Genomic DNA, 15,142 nt, shown 5'->3' on the forward strand with positions numbered 1-15,142 from the left:
AATTGCCTAACTGTGCTCGTTAAACCAGCTTACAACATCTTTAAATTGCTCATCCCGTGCCTGAGGGTGAGTAAGCATATTAATATGATCGTAATCCACACTATGACCATGGCGCTTGCCATAAATTTTAAGGGTTTGTTTTCCAGGTCCGGACTCTGCCATAAACTTTTTAATATCAATAGGCTGCGCAAGAGCCTTATCGTTTACAGCGCCAATATGTAGTGTAGGCGGCACCTGCACTTTAGCTAAGGCTTTTGCATAGTCAAAACCATCATCGCTATCTATCCATGGCCTTTTTTTAGCCCACTGCATGCTTTGATAATGCGACTTTTGCGATTCGTTATCGCTGCCCCACTTATAGCCTTTAGCGTTTAAGTAACCCTGTTTTTTAGCCAATATGGGCGCCATAAAGTACCAAATTACATTTGCTTGTAGTAACTTTTTAGGGTGATTGTTAAACAAAGAGCGTTTAGAGCCAAAATAAGCACACGCTTTAACCTCTTTTAAATACTCAGGAAAACGTGCAAAAACGCTATTCATTAAAACGCCCCCCCAAGAGTGAGCAACCCAATAGTCTGGCTTTTTACCCTCGAATTGTTCAATGTAATTAATAAAGGCGGGGATATCTTCTACTATTGCCTCTGTTTGACCATATTTAGCCTGCGGCGAAATAAGCGGCTTGCTTTCTCCACGCCCGCGCAGGTCTGCTACATAACAGCAATAGCCTTGCTCAGCCAAATAAGGGGCTAGCCCTTTATTGCTATGAGTATAAAAAATTTTGCCATTTTCTACTGCGCCGTGCATAAAAAACACCACGGGGCCCGCTTGCTTGTCGTTTGCTATACGGCGTAAATGTAGCGTTTGCAGATTGCCTAGTTGAACAAAATGGGAGTGCTGTGTAATTGCCACAAATTTTCCTTTATTATTTTTAGCCACTCATCCTACCAGTACCACTGTTAATTCTAAAGTAAATGGTTGCACTTTTTAGTGGGGCATTTGATACAATTGCGCCATTATTTAATTGCTAAATTAATGCTATGAAATCAAAACAAGTCTCTAACAAGCTCCACCCACGCAATCAACATTTACATGGCTACGATTTAGACATGCTATGCGATAAGCACGATGCGTTAACCCCTTTCATCATCGTCACCCCTGCGGGGAGTAAGAGCATTGACTTTACCAATAACACAGCAGTAAAAACGCTTAACCAAGCGCTTTTAAAAGCGCATTATAAAATAGATTTTTGGGATATTCCTGAGCATAACCTATGCCCTCCTATTCCTGGTCGCGTTGATTACATTCATTACTTGGCAGACTTATTAAGCGACGACAACCAACAAAATATTCCAACTGGCAGGCAAATTAAGGTGCTCGATATTGGCACAGGGGCCAATTTGGTCTACCCGTTAACGGGTAATCATGAATACAACTGGCACTTTACTGGTAGCGATATCGATGCAAATTCTATAAAAATAGCGAAGCAAATCGCCCAATTTAATGGTTTAAAAATAACCCTAAAACACCAAAAAAACACATCATCTATTTTTGAAAACATTATAAATAAAAAAGATTTATTTCATTTAACCCTGTGTAACCCCCCGTTTCACGCAAGCGCAGAAGAGGCCAATAAAGGGTCGCAGCGCAAATGGAAAAACTTAGGAAAATCACCTAAAAACACCCTTAATTTTGGCGGGCAAAATAATGAGCTATGGTGCGAGGGCGGCGAAGCACAGTTTATTAGCAATATGATTGCTCAAAGTGAGCAATTTGCAGAGCAAGTAATATGGTTTACCTCCTTGGTTTCAAAAAAAGAAACACTTAAAGTGTTAGAAAATAAATTAAGCACCCTCCCTATTGCCGAATATAAAATTATAGGCATGGCACAAGGGCAAAAAGTAAGTCGCTTTATTGCCTGGAGTTATTTTGATAAAGCCACCCGTGAACAAATTTTTGAAGAGCTTGTTTAAACCCATAAAACAATAAAGCCTGTAGTACTTAATAAAGGAATAACCACCATGATAGATTTTCGCTCAGACACGGTTACTAAACCTTCAAAAGCCATGCGCGATGTAATGTATAGCGCGCCAGTAGGCGATGATGTGTACGGGGATGATCCTAGCATAAACCAACTAGAAGCCTATGCATGTGAGCGTTTTAGCTTTGAAGCCGCACTTTATTGTAGCTCTGGCACGCAAGCTAATTTACTTGCGCTTATGGCTCATTGCGAACGCGGAGATGAATATATTTGCGGGCAAAATGCCCATAACTATAAATTTGAAGGCGGTGGCGCTGCAGTATTAGGCTCTATTCAACCACAACCGATTGAGAATGAACCCGATGGCAGCCTCTGCTTTGATAAAATTGCCGCAGCAATAAAACCAAACGATAGCCATTTTGCCAACACCCGCTTACTTAGCCTTGAAAACACCATAGGCGGAAAAGTGCTCCCCCTTAGCTACTTAGCCAAAGCACGTCATTTTGTAAATGAGCACTCGTTAGCTCTGCACTTAGATGGCGCACGTGCGTTTAATGCAGCAGTTGAATTAAACGTTGATATTACAGATATAACCCAGCACTTTGACTCTGTTTCAATTTGCTTATCAAAAGGGCTAGGTGCTCCCGTTGGCTCGCTATTACTAGGCACAAAGGCGCTTATCACAAAAGCACGGCGCTGGAGAAAAGTACTCGGTGGTGGCATGCGCCAAGCCGGAATGCTGGCAGCCGCGGGGCAATACGCACTTGAAAATAACGTTTCTCGCTTAAAAGACGACCACGCTAATGCGCGTTATTTAGCAAGTAAGCTTAATGAGCTCAATGGGTTTAGCGTGGACATGAGTAACACCACTAACATGGTGTATGCGCGCTATTCAAGTGAGTTAAATATAGCGCATATTAGCGAGCAATTAGCACAACAAGGCATATTAATTAGCCCAAGCAAACAGCTTAGGCTAGTCACTCATCTTGATATAAACAAAGATGATATAGATACTTTTATACGAGCCTTAGCGGCCCATATTTAACTCAGCCTTATAGTGCTTGCGGCACACCGACACATAACGGTCGTTGCCGCCAATTTCTACTTGGTTACCATCGGCAATGGCATTGCCGTTTTCATCTGTACGCAACACATGATTGGCTTTACGGCCGCAATGGCACACTGTTTTAAGCTCAACCAGTTTATCGGCCCATGCTAGCAAGTACTGAGAGCCAATAAATAACTCACCTCTAAAGTCGCTTCGCAGGCCATAACACAATACCGGAATACCAAGTTCATCAACTACATCAGTCAGCTGCATAACTTGCTCTTTAGATAAAAACTGGCATTCGTCAACCAATACACAGTGACGCTTTTTTTCGTTTTGCAGATTTTGGATCAGCTCAAAAACATTTTTTGACGCATCAAATATATGCGCATCAGCTTGCAGCCCGATACGAGACGATACTTTTCCTACACCTGAGCGGTTATCAATTGCAGCCGTTAAAATAACTGGCTCCATACCGCGCTCACGATAGTTAAACGCAGATTGTAATAAGGTGGTTGATTTACCCGCATTCATCGCAGAGTAGTAAAAGTATAATTGAGCCATTGCCGTGCCTTAAGATAAAAAGTGCGCTTATGCTACCTTAATATGCGATTAATACCAATTTCATATCGCTATTTTAGTTAATAAGCGCTTTGATTTTCTTATTATTCAACAACTTGCAAATATTTTATATAAATTTGTGCACTGTCAAAGCGCGCTAACCATTGCCATATCTCTTTACTAAGCTGGCTATTTTGCTGGTAAAACTGCTTTGAAAAAATTAAATAACCGTCGGTTGTTTCATAAGGTGGGTAAAGGGGTTTTACATCGCTCCCTTTATGTTGATAGCTCGACACTTTTAAGTCATCTACTTGGCATAAATCAACACTTGCCTGTACCACTCCTTTATCAAGTAATTCAAATGCTTTGTCTTTTGAAAAAGTATTATGAATATAAAAAGGCTCTTCTTTTAGCGCGCTGTTTAAGCCATAGCCATTAGGAATGGCGATAGTGAACGCTTTATTTTGAAATACTTCACGTGTTTGCCATTGTTTATGAAAACGAGCCCGCCCTATTAAGCAGCTACTAAAACGACTCACTGCAAATTTTTCTAGCAACACCCCTTTTTCGTTTGTAGGGTACACAGCAAAACGTTCACGCCCATCACGATAGCTGGCAATAACGGCATTAACACGGTTAAGTTCTAAATCGTTTAGGCATCTGCGCCATGGTTTTCTAACAAAAGAAATAGCCACATTGGGTATGTCGGCATCCAGTTGCTTTAAAATTTCAATTGAGGCGCCAGGGTTATCTATAGGTACCTCTTGCCCAATGCCCAAAAACATAGGGGCAACGTCTTTATCTTCGTAGCAAAATATAAGTGTTTGAGGGTTAGCAAACACTGCTGAAGAAAACATCAAACCAATTATAAATAAATAATTTAAGCTGCTGATACTCATAATAATTTTTATTAGTAAATAATGTAAATTGTAGCTTGTGATAATAAAGCTGCCAGTACTGTAACTGTTAAATTATTCCTTCATGCTTTAGTAACCAACTTTTTCTCTCAAGGCCACCAGCGTACCCAGTAAGCTTTGAGTTTGCACCAATAATTCGATGGCATGGCACAATAATACTAATGGGGTTTTTGCCATTTGCAGCCCCGACTGCTCTTACCGCCTTAGGGTTATTTAATTGTTTAGCTATATCGCCGTAGGTCATGGTTTTGCCAAAAGGGACGCTGAGCAACGCTTGCCACACACCATTTTGAAAAGGCGTACCTTGCGTATCTAATGGCACATTAAAGGTTTTGCGCTGACCATTAAAGTATTCGTTTAATTGCTTTACGCAGATTAAAACCGCTTCATTTGTTACTTGCGCAACGGGTGTATGGGCATAGTGTGTTTTTGGGTAAAAACCAACATAGCTCACCCCGTTTTCAGTCGCTTGAATAATAACATCGTCAATCGGGCTCGAAATTGCGGTCTGTATAATCATGAAAGTTGCTGCCATAGTTGAAACGTTAAGTACGAGCGAAATGGAGCGCTCAGCTCTGGGTTAAATTGCTTAGCATTGATCAGCGCCTTTTTTACCCCGAGATCGCCGGCTAATAGTATATCTGGGTTACTTTGCCCGCGCAGTTTAGCGTAGTTAACAGTCCATGGGCCTATGCCTTTTATATCGAGCCAATTATCCAAAACCCTGTTATCGGGGTTATCAGCGCAGTACTTAGATAAATTTTTTAATGCATTTTTGCGCGATTGCGGCATTTTAAAAAATTCAAAGTCGCATGTCGCTAATTCCTCAGGCTGTGGAAAATACACTTTATCTGCGTGTTTGTCGCCTCGCTCTGCAACCAGCTTTGTTACTAAAGTGTGCGCTGCCCCCACGCTAACTTGTTGACCCAATACAGCGCGGATCCCCGCTTCAAAGCTTGACCATATCCCAGGTAAGCGTAGCCCTTCACTTAATGTAAATGCCCCATTAATACTGTTTTTTATGTGGCTTTCAATAGGGTTTATATCGGCATCTACATCAAGTACACGGCGTATGTTATTAATTACTTTTTGTAAGTGCTCAGTATTATTTATTACTATTTCAACTTTAAAATGGTTATTTTGCGCCTTAAAGTGCGCATTAAAATAACCTACCGCCCCTTTTAGCTTAAATGTTCGCCCGTAACTGGTTGGGGTTATCCACTCCATAGGCTCTATTAACCGCTTTGACAAAAAGCTGTGCAAAGCCTGCCAATTGTAAGGAGGTCTAAAAGGGAGAGTTAATACAATCACAGGGGTTGCCTCTTTTTTTGATTTTCTGAGCTTTGATGGCGCTATATTTAACTGTTGTAAAAAAGCATCGTTAAAACGTCGCACACTTTTAAACCCAGCGGCAAATGCAATATCGGTTATGGGTAATGTGGTTTCTTGAATGAGCTTTTTAGCAAACTGACATTGGTTAAATAACCGATACTGAGTAACAGACACACCAAAGTGCTGATTAAATATGCGTCGCAAATAACGACTGGTAATACCCAAACGAGTAGCTAGTATTTCGCAATTACAGCTATCACCTAAATCAATTAACTGCTTAGCTCTAAGCGCGGTCGTTTTTACCCCCTGCCAAGCAGCGCTGCCCGGAGCACTATCGGGCCTGCAGCGTATGCACGGTCTAAAGCCTGCTTGCGCTGCGTTGTGCGCATATTGATAATACACCACATTTTTTTCTTGAGCGGTGGGCGCGGGGCAAATTGGCCGACAATAAATACCGGTGCTTTTTACCGCAACGTAAAATAAGCCATCAAATCGTGCATCGCGGCTTTGCCGTGCTTTTTGCCAATACTGATTATTCATGTAGGGTCTTAATCAATAAAACGTACCTTAGCATAACAATTTTTAAAGCAGATACTGGCCGTTTTCGGCACTCATCTGCTTTTAAAAAAGTATTATCCAACCCACTTAATTAAGCGTTTTAGTATCACTATTGCTCTGCAAAATCGAGCAAGTCTTGGCCTGCTAGGCGGTAGATTATCCATTCGTTTTGGGCTTTTGCCCCAATGCTATTATAAAAATCTATAGCGGGTTTATTCCAATCCAGTACTACCCACTCAAAGCGTCCACAGTCGTTTTTTATAGCTTTATTAGCAAGGTGTTTCATTATTAGTTTGCCCGCACCATTGCCACGGCTATCGGGGCTTACGTATAAATCTTCTAGGTATAAGCCATTTTTACCCAGCCAGGTAGAGTAATTATAAAAATACACCGCAAAGCCAATAGGCTCATCATCTTCAAGGCAAATAACACTGTGTGCTGTTGCCCCCTCACTAAACAGCGTTTTTATAATTGCTTGCTCATCTGTTTTTACTGCATCGGGTTCTTTTTCGTAAATGGCCAGTTCGGTAATAAACTGTAAAATGGTTGGCGCATCGCTTTTTTTAGCATCGCGTATTTGTATTTGCTTACTCATGTTCTTAATCCTAAAAGTACTGCTCTATTTTTTCTTTTAAAATATCAAGCTGAATGGGTTTAGTTAAGTAGTCATCCATACCGGCATTAATACAACGCTCTTTATCTGAGTCCATTGCATTGGCGGTTAGGGCAATTATTTTTATTGCTTTGTGCTCATCCCCTGCTATACCGTCTCGTATATTAGCCGTGGCGTCAAAGCCATCCATTACCGGCATTTGGCAATCCATTAACACTAAATCAAAATACCCCTCGTTATGCTCGCTTAAGGTATTTATGGCTTCTTGACCATTTTGCGCCAGTATTACTTCGCAATTTAGCTTTTTAAGCATCAGTGTAGAAACATGCTGATTAACGGGGTTATCCTCAACTAATAAAATTTTTGCAGGTGTGTCTGATTTTTCTTTTCTGAGTGACGAAATATACCCTGGGGTCACCAAAGGAAGGGGCTCGGTGCTGTCTGAACTTGTAATAACCGATAACGCAGAAATTAAATCGGCGGTTGTAACCGGCTTAGGAAAATAAGCCTGAAAACCAATTTTTGAGTAGCGCTGAGCGCCTTCCATACCTGCAATACTGGTCATCATTACTAATGGCATGGCTTTATAGTCATCATGTGCTTTAAGCACTTTACACAGCTCCATTCCATCCATTTCTGGCATTTGCATGTCTAGCACAGCAATATCAAACATAGGCTGATTATTTTCTATGCGCTGTGCACATAGTTCAAGCGCCTGTTTTGCACTACTAGCAAGCGTAACATTAGCCCCCCAGTGCCCTAACTGCTGAGAGATAACTAAGCGGTTTGTCTCGTTATCATCAACCACTAATACATTTAACGAACTCATATTTATATTAGGGATAGTACGTTCTTTTTCGATGCCTTCAGCCACTTGCATGGTTGCAGTAAATTCGCTGCCTTTGCCAGGTTCGCTCGCCAGTGAAATTTTACCATTCATTAGCTCACATAACTGTTTACATATAGCAAGCCCCAGCCCCGTGCCTCCGTATTCTCGCGTGGTGGATGCATCCACTTGCGAAAAAGGGGTAAATAATTGCTGTTGTTTTGCTTCGGTTATGCCTATTCCTGAGTCTTTTACTTTTATATTTAGCATTAGGTCTTGGTCGGTTTTTTCTATAGATGCACTCACCACCACTTCACCCTGGCTGGTAAATTTAACCGCATTACTAATTAAGTTGGTTACCACTTGGCGGATGCGCCCGGGGTCGCCCATTAAATGTGAAGGCTCCAAGGAGACTAAATCTAAAATAATCTCAATGCCTTTTTCTTGTGCGGTAAAGGCCTGTGCCTCGGCTATTTCGCCAATTAAGTCGCGCGCATTAAAATGTATATGCTCAAGCTCAACTTTGCCCGCTTCCACCTTAGAAAAATCTAAAATATCGTTAATAACGCCAAGTAAAGAATGAGCACTGCTTTTAGCAATAGCGACCTTTTTTTCTATTGGTTTACTTAATGGCTCTAACTCTACCAGCTCTAACATGCCTAATACGCCATTCATCGGTGTACGAATTTCGTGGCTCATGGTTGCTAAAAACTGGCTTTTTGCTACAGCAGCATCTTGTGCTTGCACTAAAGCAACCTTCAGCTTTTCAGCGGTTTCTTTACGCTTTTGCGAGACCAAGGTACTACCGACTAACGTAGCCAAAGAGCGCAAATAGGTTTCTTCGCTTTGCGTCCAAGTGTGCTTAACCCCTACAGTTTCTGCGCATAAAATACCTAAATTTCCATCGCCTGATGAAATAACCGCATCCAGCATTGACTGAATATTTAATGGTTGAGTATAACTTTGCGTAAATTCAATGGTTGCCTTATGCGTATATACATCTTCAATTGCCACTAGGTTTTGCTCAAAAATAGCCTCATAGTAGCTTGGAAAATCAGCCTTTTTAAGAACGCCGTCAAAATCCACAAATCCATCTTTTCGAGTATATAAACCATGGCACGCCATTTCGTCGCACTGTTTGTTAAATATCCAAATAGAGGCACGCTCAACATTTAATACCTCTACCATCGACTTTATCGCCAGCTTTTTAACTTGCGCAACGTCGCTATTTTGTACTTCAGGCGAAACCGTTAATGACGCTAAATTTTTGTTATAGGCGTTTGCTTTTTCGCTTTCTAACTCTAGGCGTTTATGTGCATCAATACTTTGGAACGAGCCAAAGACACGCACGCATTTGCCGTCTTTAAACTCCGCCTGCCCCATCGACTTAACCCAGCGCTCTTTACCGGTATAAGTTAAAATTATCAGCTCAACACTCCAGCTTTCGCCTAAAGTCACCGCACATTCAAACAACGTGCTAATTTTATCGCGGTGCTCTCCTGGCTTATAAAAGTTAATGGCAGTATCAATGCTAGGTTCAAACCCGTCGGGAACTTCGTGTATTACTTTTACTTCGTCTGACCAATACATGGTTTGGTTTTCAAGGTTTATTTCCCATGCGCCAATTTGGCCTTGTTTACTCATTGCCTCAAGCAGGTTTTGTTGGCGGGTAATTTCTACTTGAGTATTATGGCGCTCAGTAATGTCTAAAATAAAGCCATCTAAATAAAGAACTTCGTTGTCATCGCCATAAATTGCTTGGCCTTTTTCGTGTACCCAACGAATACTGCCATCATTTCTTTTTACTCTGTATTCAATAGACCAGGGCAGCTTTTGTGCAATACAGGTACTTACTTGCAGCTCAACATCTTGATCGCCATCGTGAATAATAGCGGCAAAGCTTAGTGTTTTATTATTAATAAAGTCATCAGGCGTATAGCCTGTTATGTCTTTTACTTGGTCACTCATGTACAACATGGTCCAAGCTTTATCGAACTTACATCGATAAATAACCCCTGGAATATTTTCCACTAAAGAAGCAAAGCGATCGCGGCTATACTGTAGCTCAGACTCTATTTGCTTACGCTCGGTAATATCTAAATGTGTTCCAATCATACGACGAGGCGACCCATCTAGGTTCCAGTCGACTACTTTTGCAGTATCGAGTACCCAAACCCAGTGGCCATCTTTGTGTTTCATTCGCGCTTCGCTGACATAGTAATCAGTGTCACCATTAAAGTGCGCTTTTAACTTTTGCTCTGAAATAACCAAATCATCGGGGTGTGCAAACTTATACCAAGTATTAATAGTGGTAGGTTCTAACTCGCTGAGTTTATAGCCTATTATTTCTGCCCAGCGATTATTAAAAGTCACTTTGCTGGTATCTATAAACCAATCCCATATTCCTACGGCGGTGGTATCTATGACTAACTGAAGTTGGGTTTTGTGCTGTTCAAGTTCAAGCTCTTGTAATTTTAATGGCGTGACATCAGTACGAATGGCTATATAGCTTTGCGGTTTACCGTGCTCATCAAAAAATGGCGCTATGGTGGTGTCTACCCAATAAAAGCCACCATGTTTTGCTTTATTACATATTTGGCCGTTCCATACTTCACCCCGTTTAAGGGTTTTATACATGCTTTTAAAAAAGCCTTTGTCGTGCCTTCCTGAATTAAGTAAACGGTGATTTTGACCTATAAGCTCATGTTCTTCATAGCCGCTAATTTCACAAAACTTCTTATTTACAAAGGTGATGGTGCCCGCTAAATCTGTTACCGCTACAATGGCATGCTCATCAAGGGCACTTTTTTGCTCATCCAATTGTTTAAACGCAGTTTGCAAAGCAGAGCGCTGCTTTTGCAATATGCTCTGCTGCTCTTCTTTAAATGCCACCATTTTTTGAAGATCTACTGATAATCTATTTAACTCGTGGCTATCAGTTAAAGTAGGTACCTTTACTTTCTCGCCATCGGTAATTCGGGCCATTACTGAGGTAAGCTGAATTAAAGGCTTAGATAAGCGCCGACTAAACCACCACGCTGCGCATAAAATGAGAAGTAAAGAAACTGCATTTGTAAAAATAGCCAGCTGCTTATAATAAGTAGAGTCTTTGAGCATAATATGCAAAGGTTTTGCCGCTAAAAGCTGCCACCCTTGCACACCTAAAAAATTTAAATCACTAATATATGCATGGTATGTCGTGCCGTTGGCACTGGCGTAATCAAATACTTGCTTACTGGTGAGTGCCGTTTGCGAAAAAACAGGCGCCTCATCTGCATTTGTTACTGAAGAGCGCTCAATTTTATTATTATGTAGTACAAAAAAACTCACTTCGTTGTGCATGTTGTGAATGGTGTTTAAGCTTTTTAAAAGGCCATTAATATTTACTTCTGTGAGAATTACACCCTCTAGTTGTTGCGCCGCATTAAGCAAAGGCATAGCCACAATATTAAACTGTTTGCCATTTAACATAACAGAGCCAAAAGCGGCTGGCGTTGAGGTATTAACCGAATTTATAAGCGTACTAAGCTCACCTTTGTTTATCTGCCCGTAAGGCGAGATAATGGGCTGCTTAAGTGCCGATGCAGCGATAATTTCTATACTATTTACAAAGTCATATTGATTAACAAAATGATTTATTAATTTGCTTTGTTCAAGCGGGAAATTAGAAAGCTGATTTTTAAAGGTATATAAATCAGTAAGGTGATCATCAAACCATAAATTAGCAAACTCTGAGGCGATAGAGCTTAATTCATGAAGCTCTGCATTTGCATTTTTTTGCAAGGTATTATTAACGTGCTGTAAGCTAAACCAGGTCAGCAAGCAAAGTGGAACAATAGCAATAACTAAAAAAGTAATGATCAGCTTACTACGCACAGACTGAGCTGTGCCATTTAGCAGCCCATACTTTTTTCCTTCAACCATGCTATATATCCAATAACTGTAATTGTATTATTTATTACCTATATTAATGCACTAAAACCTAAAAGACGCAAGTTTTAGCCCCCAAAGCGTTTAAAATACATCACATAATTACAGTTTAAACATCAATAAGTTGCAATTAAAATTTACACGCAAAAATAAGCAAGAACGCAAACCGTGCATATTTTAATTTTTAGCTGGTATTTATTTCATTATTATAAAAATTAAAGCGCATTACTCATACGAACTTTTACTGACTTCAAGCCACTCAATTTATAAACTTTATTTAAGGGGCTAAAGCTTAGCGTGTTGTTCTCGGTTTTATATACAGTAGTTTGCTTACACAAAGGGTCACATTTTATAAATTGATAAACACCTGTTCTATCACTTACAATCGCTGTAACTGCTTATTATAGAGATTACTTTTGAAAATCTGGTTACGTCGAATTCACTTATACCTTGCCTTACTAAGTGGCCTTTTTTTGTTAATACTCAGTATTAGCGGTGCCATTTTACTCTATGCAAATGACATACAATATTATATTCAGCCCGATAAATTGCAGGTAGAACCACAAACCAAAACGCTTAGCCACGCAGAGTTAATCCGCGCAGTACAGCAGCAAACAGATAAAAAAATCACCCGCTTTATGCCCCTTAGTAACCCTAATGCCAGCTGGCAATTTAGATTAGGTGATGGCAGTAACGCCAGTGTGAACCCGTATACAGGCAAAGTAATTTTTCAATACCAAACAAATGACACGCTGTATGGTTTTGCCCTTGCTTTGCATCGCTGGCTATTATTTGAAACAGACTCTGGTGAAAAACCGCTAAAAAACGTGGTCTCTGTATGCGCCCTATTATTAATAATAAATGTGTTAGTGGGTTTTTATTTATGGGTAAAGCCTAAAAACCGCCTAAAACGACTGGCGATTAAACCTAAAGCCAAATTTAAAGTACTTATGTATCAGCTACACACCGTGCTTGGTGTTTATGTTTTATTACCGCTATTGCTTATAGCCTTTACAGGTATCACCTTTAATTGGAAAAGCGCGACCAAAACATTAGTAGAAACCGTGGCATTTTCTCAAGTACAAAATAGGCCTAAAGCGCCAAAAGTGATAGCAAAATCAACAGCAAGTATTAACTACGACCAAGCAATAAATAAAGCCCTTGATGTATTTCCTGATGGGATTTTGTATCGTATTTACTTACCTAAAAAACACAATGACCCAATCGCTTTACGCCTGCAAAACCCAGGAGAAAGCCATGCTTATAGCTGGGTGTGGGTAAATCCATACAACGCTAAAGTGCTTAGCGCGTATGATGCCAGTAAAGCAAATGCAGTCACCCATGTATGGAACTTTAAATATGTGTTTCATACTGGCGCATTTGCAGGGCCGATTGTAAAATTTGTATGGCTTTTAGTATCACTGTCGTTAGCATTTTTTATACTCAGTGGTGTTTATTTATGGTGCAAACGGCATAAGTGGGTATAACATTACCCTTTAAATGAAAATGCAAAACTGTACATAAACCAAGCAATAACGCAAACTTAAATAAGAATCAAAACCAATTGTAAATTAATGATTTTTATAGAAAAACTTGCAAAATACGCAAATTTAACTACACTGTGCACAATTAAAATAGTTAAGGTGATTTATCATGAAAGGTAATCAAAAAGTAATCGATGCATTTAATACTTTGCTAGCCAATGAGTTAGCCGCAATTGACCAGTATTTTATTCATTCACGCATGTATGATGACTGGGGTTTAGATAAATTATATGTACGCCTTAACCATGAAATGGAAGAAGAAAAAGATCATGCTGATTGGCTAATCAAACGCATCTTGTTCTTAGAAGGCGTGCCTAACATGACCAAACGCCGTGACCTTTTAATTGGTAACGATGTAAAAAGCATGATGCAAAACGATTTAACACTAGAGCTTGAAGTAGTTGCATGTGTTAAAGAGGTAATTGCTATTTGTGAAGAGCAGCAAGATTATCAGTCTCGCGAAGTGTTAGAAAAGCTATTATTTGATACCGAAGAAGATCACGTTTATTGGTTAGAGCAACAACTTGGTCTAATTGATAAAATTGGTACGCAAAACTACCACCAAGCACAAATGGGCGAGTAAGGAGCATAAAGTATGAAAGGCGATAAAGACGTTATAGCAGCTTTAAATAAAGTACTCGCTAATGAGCTTGTGGGTATTAACCAATACTTTTTGCATGCCCGCATGTTTAAAGATTTTGGTTTTAGCCAGCTTGATAAAGCAGACTACAAGGTTTCAATTCAAAAAATGAAAAACGCCGATCGTTTAATCGAACGTATTTTATTTTTAGAAGGCTTACCTAACTTACAAGACCTAGGCCGTTTACGCATTGGCGAAAACAGCGAAGAAATGATTGCCGCAAATATGAGCTTTGAGCTTGATACAATTGATGATTTGCGCAGTGCAATTAAATTAGCTGAAAACAAAAAAGATTATATTAGCCGTGAAGCACTCGACAATATTTTGAACGAGCAGGAAGAACAAATTGACTGGCTAGAGACCCAGCAATTACTTATTCAAAATACGGGGCTTGAAAATTACTTACAGTCTCAACTGTAAGGAAAATTTAGATCATAAAAAAAGCAGCTTTATAAGCTGCTTTTTTTGTATCTGAATTTTGTAATAACGAATTAAGCGACTTGATCGGTAATATCTGCAATCTCAATAAGTTTGCGATTTAGGATCTTTTTAGTACAACAACAACACTTACCGCATTGGCTGCCTACTTTAAGCTCTTTAGTTAATTCACGCATGGTAGTTGCACCATCGTCAATTGTTTGCTCAATTTTTTTATCAGTCACCCCGTGACAAAGACAAATATACATGAATACAAACTACTCTCAATTTCATTTAGTAGGTGCATATTAATCTAAACAATAATGGTTATCAATTGTTTGTGAAATAAAAATTAGTTATTTTTCAAAAAAGTGATCAGTGCCACTTAAATCGAGAATTCACGGCGCGTTGAGAACTTATTGATTTATAATGAAATATGGCACTTAAATTGAGATTTATTAACTAAATTACACTCTAAAAATAATTATGTTTTTTATTAGGTAAATTTCTTAAACAACGAGAAATCGCTTGAAAACATCTATTACAGTAAGTGATTTGAATTGATAATTTGCCCTATCTGTTATACGAAAGCTAATCGGTTTACTTCGAGGTAGAGTTTATTTAGGCCGATGCTTTGCGGAGTAGCAACAGCGCATCTTTATTTTTCATTACATAAAGAACTTGTATTCATGGGCAGTTATAGCCGTGGATTGCATCACTCAATAATTACCGGCGGTCTGCTCTGTGCCATAAGCCGACCTTGAGACACATAGAGATT

Annotated in this window: 13 protein-coding genes; 5 read left to right on the forward strand and 8 right to left on the reverse strand. The window is 39.7% G+C overall.

What is annotated here, in order from left to right:
- Positions 1-6: 6 nt before the first annotated feature.
- On the reverse strand, positions 7-909 hold the full coding sequence (locus tag B4F91_RS11380) for an alpha/beta fold hydrolase (protein ID WP_286936957.1): 903 nt from the start codon (positions 907-909) through the stop codon (positions 7-9).
- A gap of 128 nt (positions 910-1,037) precedes the next feature.
- On the opposite strand from B4F91_RS11380, the gene rlmF reads away from it, so the two are divergent.
- Together rlmF and ltaE are read left to right on the forward strand one after the other, a co-directional pair.
- A complete protein-coding gene (rlmF, locus tag B4F91_RS11385) occupies positions 1,038-1,970 on the forward strand; it encodes a 23S rRNA (adenine(1618)-N(6))-methyltransferase RlmF (RefSeq protein ID WP_286936956.1) in 933 nt (310 codons plus the stop codon).
- 48 nt (positions 1,971-2,018) lie between these two features.
- Positions 2,019-3,023: a low-specificity L-threonine aldolase gene (ltaE, locus tag B4F91_RS11390; RefSeq protein ID WP_286936954.1), complete on the forward strand. Its 1,005-nt coding sequence runs from the start codon at positions 2,019-2,021 to the stop codon at positions 3,021-3,023.
- On the opposite strand, the gene B4F91_RS11395 is transcribed toward ltaE, so the two are convergent.
- The 6 genes from B4F91_RS11395 to B4F91_RS11420 form a co-directional block, all read right to left on the reverse strand.
- The gene (locus tag B4F91_RS11395) at positions 3,006-3,590 is read right to left on the reverse strand and encodes a thymidine kinase (RefSeq protein ID WP_004588785.1); all 585 of its coding nucleotides are present in this window, start codon (positions 3,588-3,590) and stop codon (positions 3,006-3,008) included. The genes ltaE and B4F91_RS11395 overlap by 18 nt on opposite strands.
- Positions 3,591-3,691: 101 nt before the next feature.
- Positions 3,692-4,486 (reverse strand): amino acid ABC transporter substrate-binding protein, encoded by a 795-nt coding sequence (locus B4F91_RS11400; protein WP_288635760.1) that lies wholly within the window; start codon positions 4,484-4,486, stop codon positions 3,692-3,694.
- 67 nt (positions 4,487-4,553) lie between these two features.
- On the reverse strand, positions 4,554-5,024 hold the full coding sequence (locus B4F91_RS11405; RefSeq protein ID WP_121638410.1) for a methylated-DNA--[protein]-cysteine S-methyltransferase: 471 nt from the start codon (positions 5,022-5,024) through the stop codon (positions 4,554-4,556).
- Positions 5,021-6,376 (reverse strand): DNA-3-methyladenine glycosylase 2 family protein, encoded by a 1,356-nt coding sequence (locus tag B4F91_RS11410; RefSeq protein WP_286936950.1) that lies wholly within the window; start codon positions 6,374-6,376, stop codon positions 5,021-5,023. Before B4F91_RS11410 ends, B4F91_RS11405 begins: the two co-directional genes overlap by 4 nt.
- Before the next feature lie 127 nt (positions 6,377-6,503).
- Positions 6,504-6,989: a GNAT family N-acetyltransferase gene (locus B4F91_RS11415; protein WP_029774246.1), complete on the reverse strand. Its 486-nt coding sequence runs from the start codon at positions 6,987-6,989 to the stop codon at positions 6,504-6,506.
- A 10-nt stretch (positions 6,990-6,999) separates the two neighbouring features.
- Positions 7,000-11,757, reverse strand: coding sequence for a PAS domain-containing protein (locus B4F91_RS11420; protein ID WP_288635761.1), 4,758 nt, complete (start codon positions 11,755-11,757; stop codon positions 7,000-7,002).
- Positions 11,758-12,179: 422 nt separating this feature from the next.
- Here B4F91_RS11420 and B4F91_RS11425 point away from each other — a divergent pair, with 422 nt between their 5' ends.
- The 3 genes from B4F91_RS11425 to bfr (B4F91_RS11435) all read left to right on the forward strand — a co-directional run bounded on the left by B4F91_RS11425 (position 12,180) and on the right by bfr (B4F91_RS11435) (position 14,367).
- Positions 12,180-13,250, forward strand: coding sequence for a PepSY-associated TM helix domain-containing protein (locus B4F91_RS11425; protein ID WP_286936945.1), 1,071 nt, complete (start codon positions 12,180-12,182; stop codon positions 13,248-13,250).
- Positions 13,251-13,416: 166 nt separating this feature from the next.
- Positions 13,417-13,890, forward strand: coding sequence for a bacterioferritin (bfr, locus tag B4F91_RS11430; protein WP_024031963.1), 474 nt, complete (start codon positions 13,417-13,419; stop codon positions 13,888-13,890).
- A 12-nt stretch (positions 13,891-13,902) separates the two neighbouring features.
- Positions 13,903-14,367, forward strand: coding sequence for a bacterioferritin (bfr, locus tag B4F91_RS11435; protein ID WP_004588793.1), 465 nt, complete (start codon positions 13,903-13,905; stop codon positions 14,365-14,367).
- A 71-nt stretch (positions 14,368-14,438) separates the two neighbouring features.
- Here bfr (B4F91_RS11435) and B4F91_RS11440 read toward each other — a convergent pair whose 3' ends face one another.
- Positions 14,439-14,633, reverse strand: a complete 195-nt coding sequence (locus B4F91_RS11440) for a (2Fe-2S)-binding protein (protein WP_004588794.1) — start codon at positions 14,631-14,633, stop codon at positions 14,439-14,441.
- Positions 14,634-15,142 lie beyond the last annotated feature (509 nt).

Source organism: Pseudoalteromonas sp. UBA6610, assembly GCF_002433295.1.
GTDB classification, from domain to species: Bacteria; Pseudomonadota; Gammaproteobacteria; order Enterobacterales; family Alteromonadaceae; genus Pseudoalteromonas; species Pseudoalteromonas atlantica.

What these genes read in the sequence shown, in the direction of transcription:
- rlmF (WP_286936956.1), top strand. Translation starts at nt 1,038, where the DNA reads ATGAAATCAAAACAAGTCTCTAACAAGCTCCACCCACGCAATCAACAT.
- ltaE (WP_286936954.1), top strand. Translation starts at nt 2,019, where the DNA reads ATGATAGATTTTCGCTCAGACACGGTTACTAAACCTTCAAAAGCCATG.
- B4F91_RS11395 (WP_004588785.1), bottom strand. Translation starts at nt 3,590, where the DNA reads ATGGCTCAATTATACTTTTACTACTCTGCGATGAATGCGGGTAAATCA.
- B4F91_RS11400 (WP_288635760.1), bottom strand. Translation starts at nt 4,486, where the DNA reads ATGAGTATCAGCAGCTTAAATTATTTATTTATAATTGGTTTGATGTTT.
- B4F91_RS11405 (WP_121638410.1), bottom strand. Translation starts at nt 5,024, where the DNA reads ATGATTATACAGACCGCAATTTCGAGCCCGATTGACGATGTTATTATT.
- B4F91_RS11410 (WP_286936950.1), bottom strand. Translation starts at nt 6,376, where the DNA reads ATGAATAATCAGTATTGGCAAAAAGCACGGCAAAGCCGCGATGCACGA.
- B4F91_RS11415 (WP_029774246.1), bottom strand. Translation starts at nt 6,989, where the DNA reads ATGAGTAAGCAAATACAAATACGCGATGCTAAAAAAAGCGATGCGCCA.
- B4F91_RS11420 (WP_288635761.1), bottom strand. Translation starts at nt 11,757, where the DNA reads ATGGTTGAAGGAAAAAAGTATGGGCTGCTAAATGGCACAGCTCAGTCT.
- bfr (WP_024031963.1), top strand. Translation starts at nt 13,417, where the DNA reads ATGAAAGGTAATCAAAAAGTAATCGATGCATTTAATACTTTGCTAGCC.
- bfr (WP_004588793.1), top strand. Translation starts at nt 13,903, where the DNA reads ATGAAAGGCGATAAAGACGTTATAGCAGCTTTAAATAAAGTACTCGCT.
- B4F91_RS11440 (WP_004588794.1), bottom strand. Translation starts at nt 14,633, where the DNA reads ATGTATATTTGTCTTTGTCACGGGGTGACTGATAAAAAAATTGAGCAA.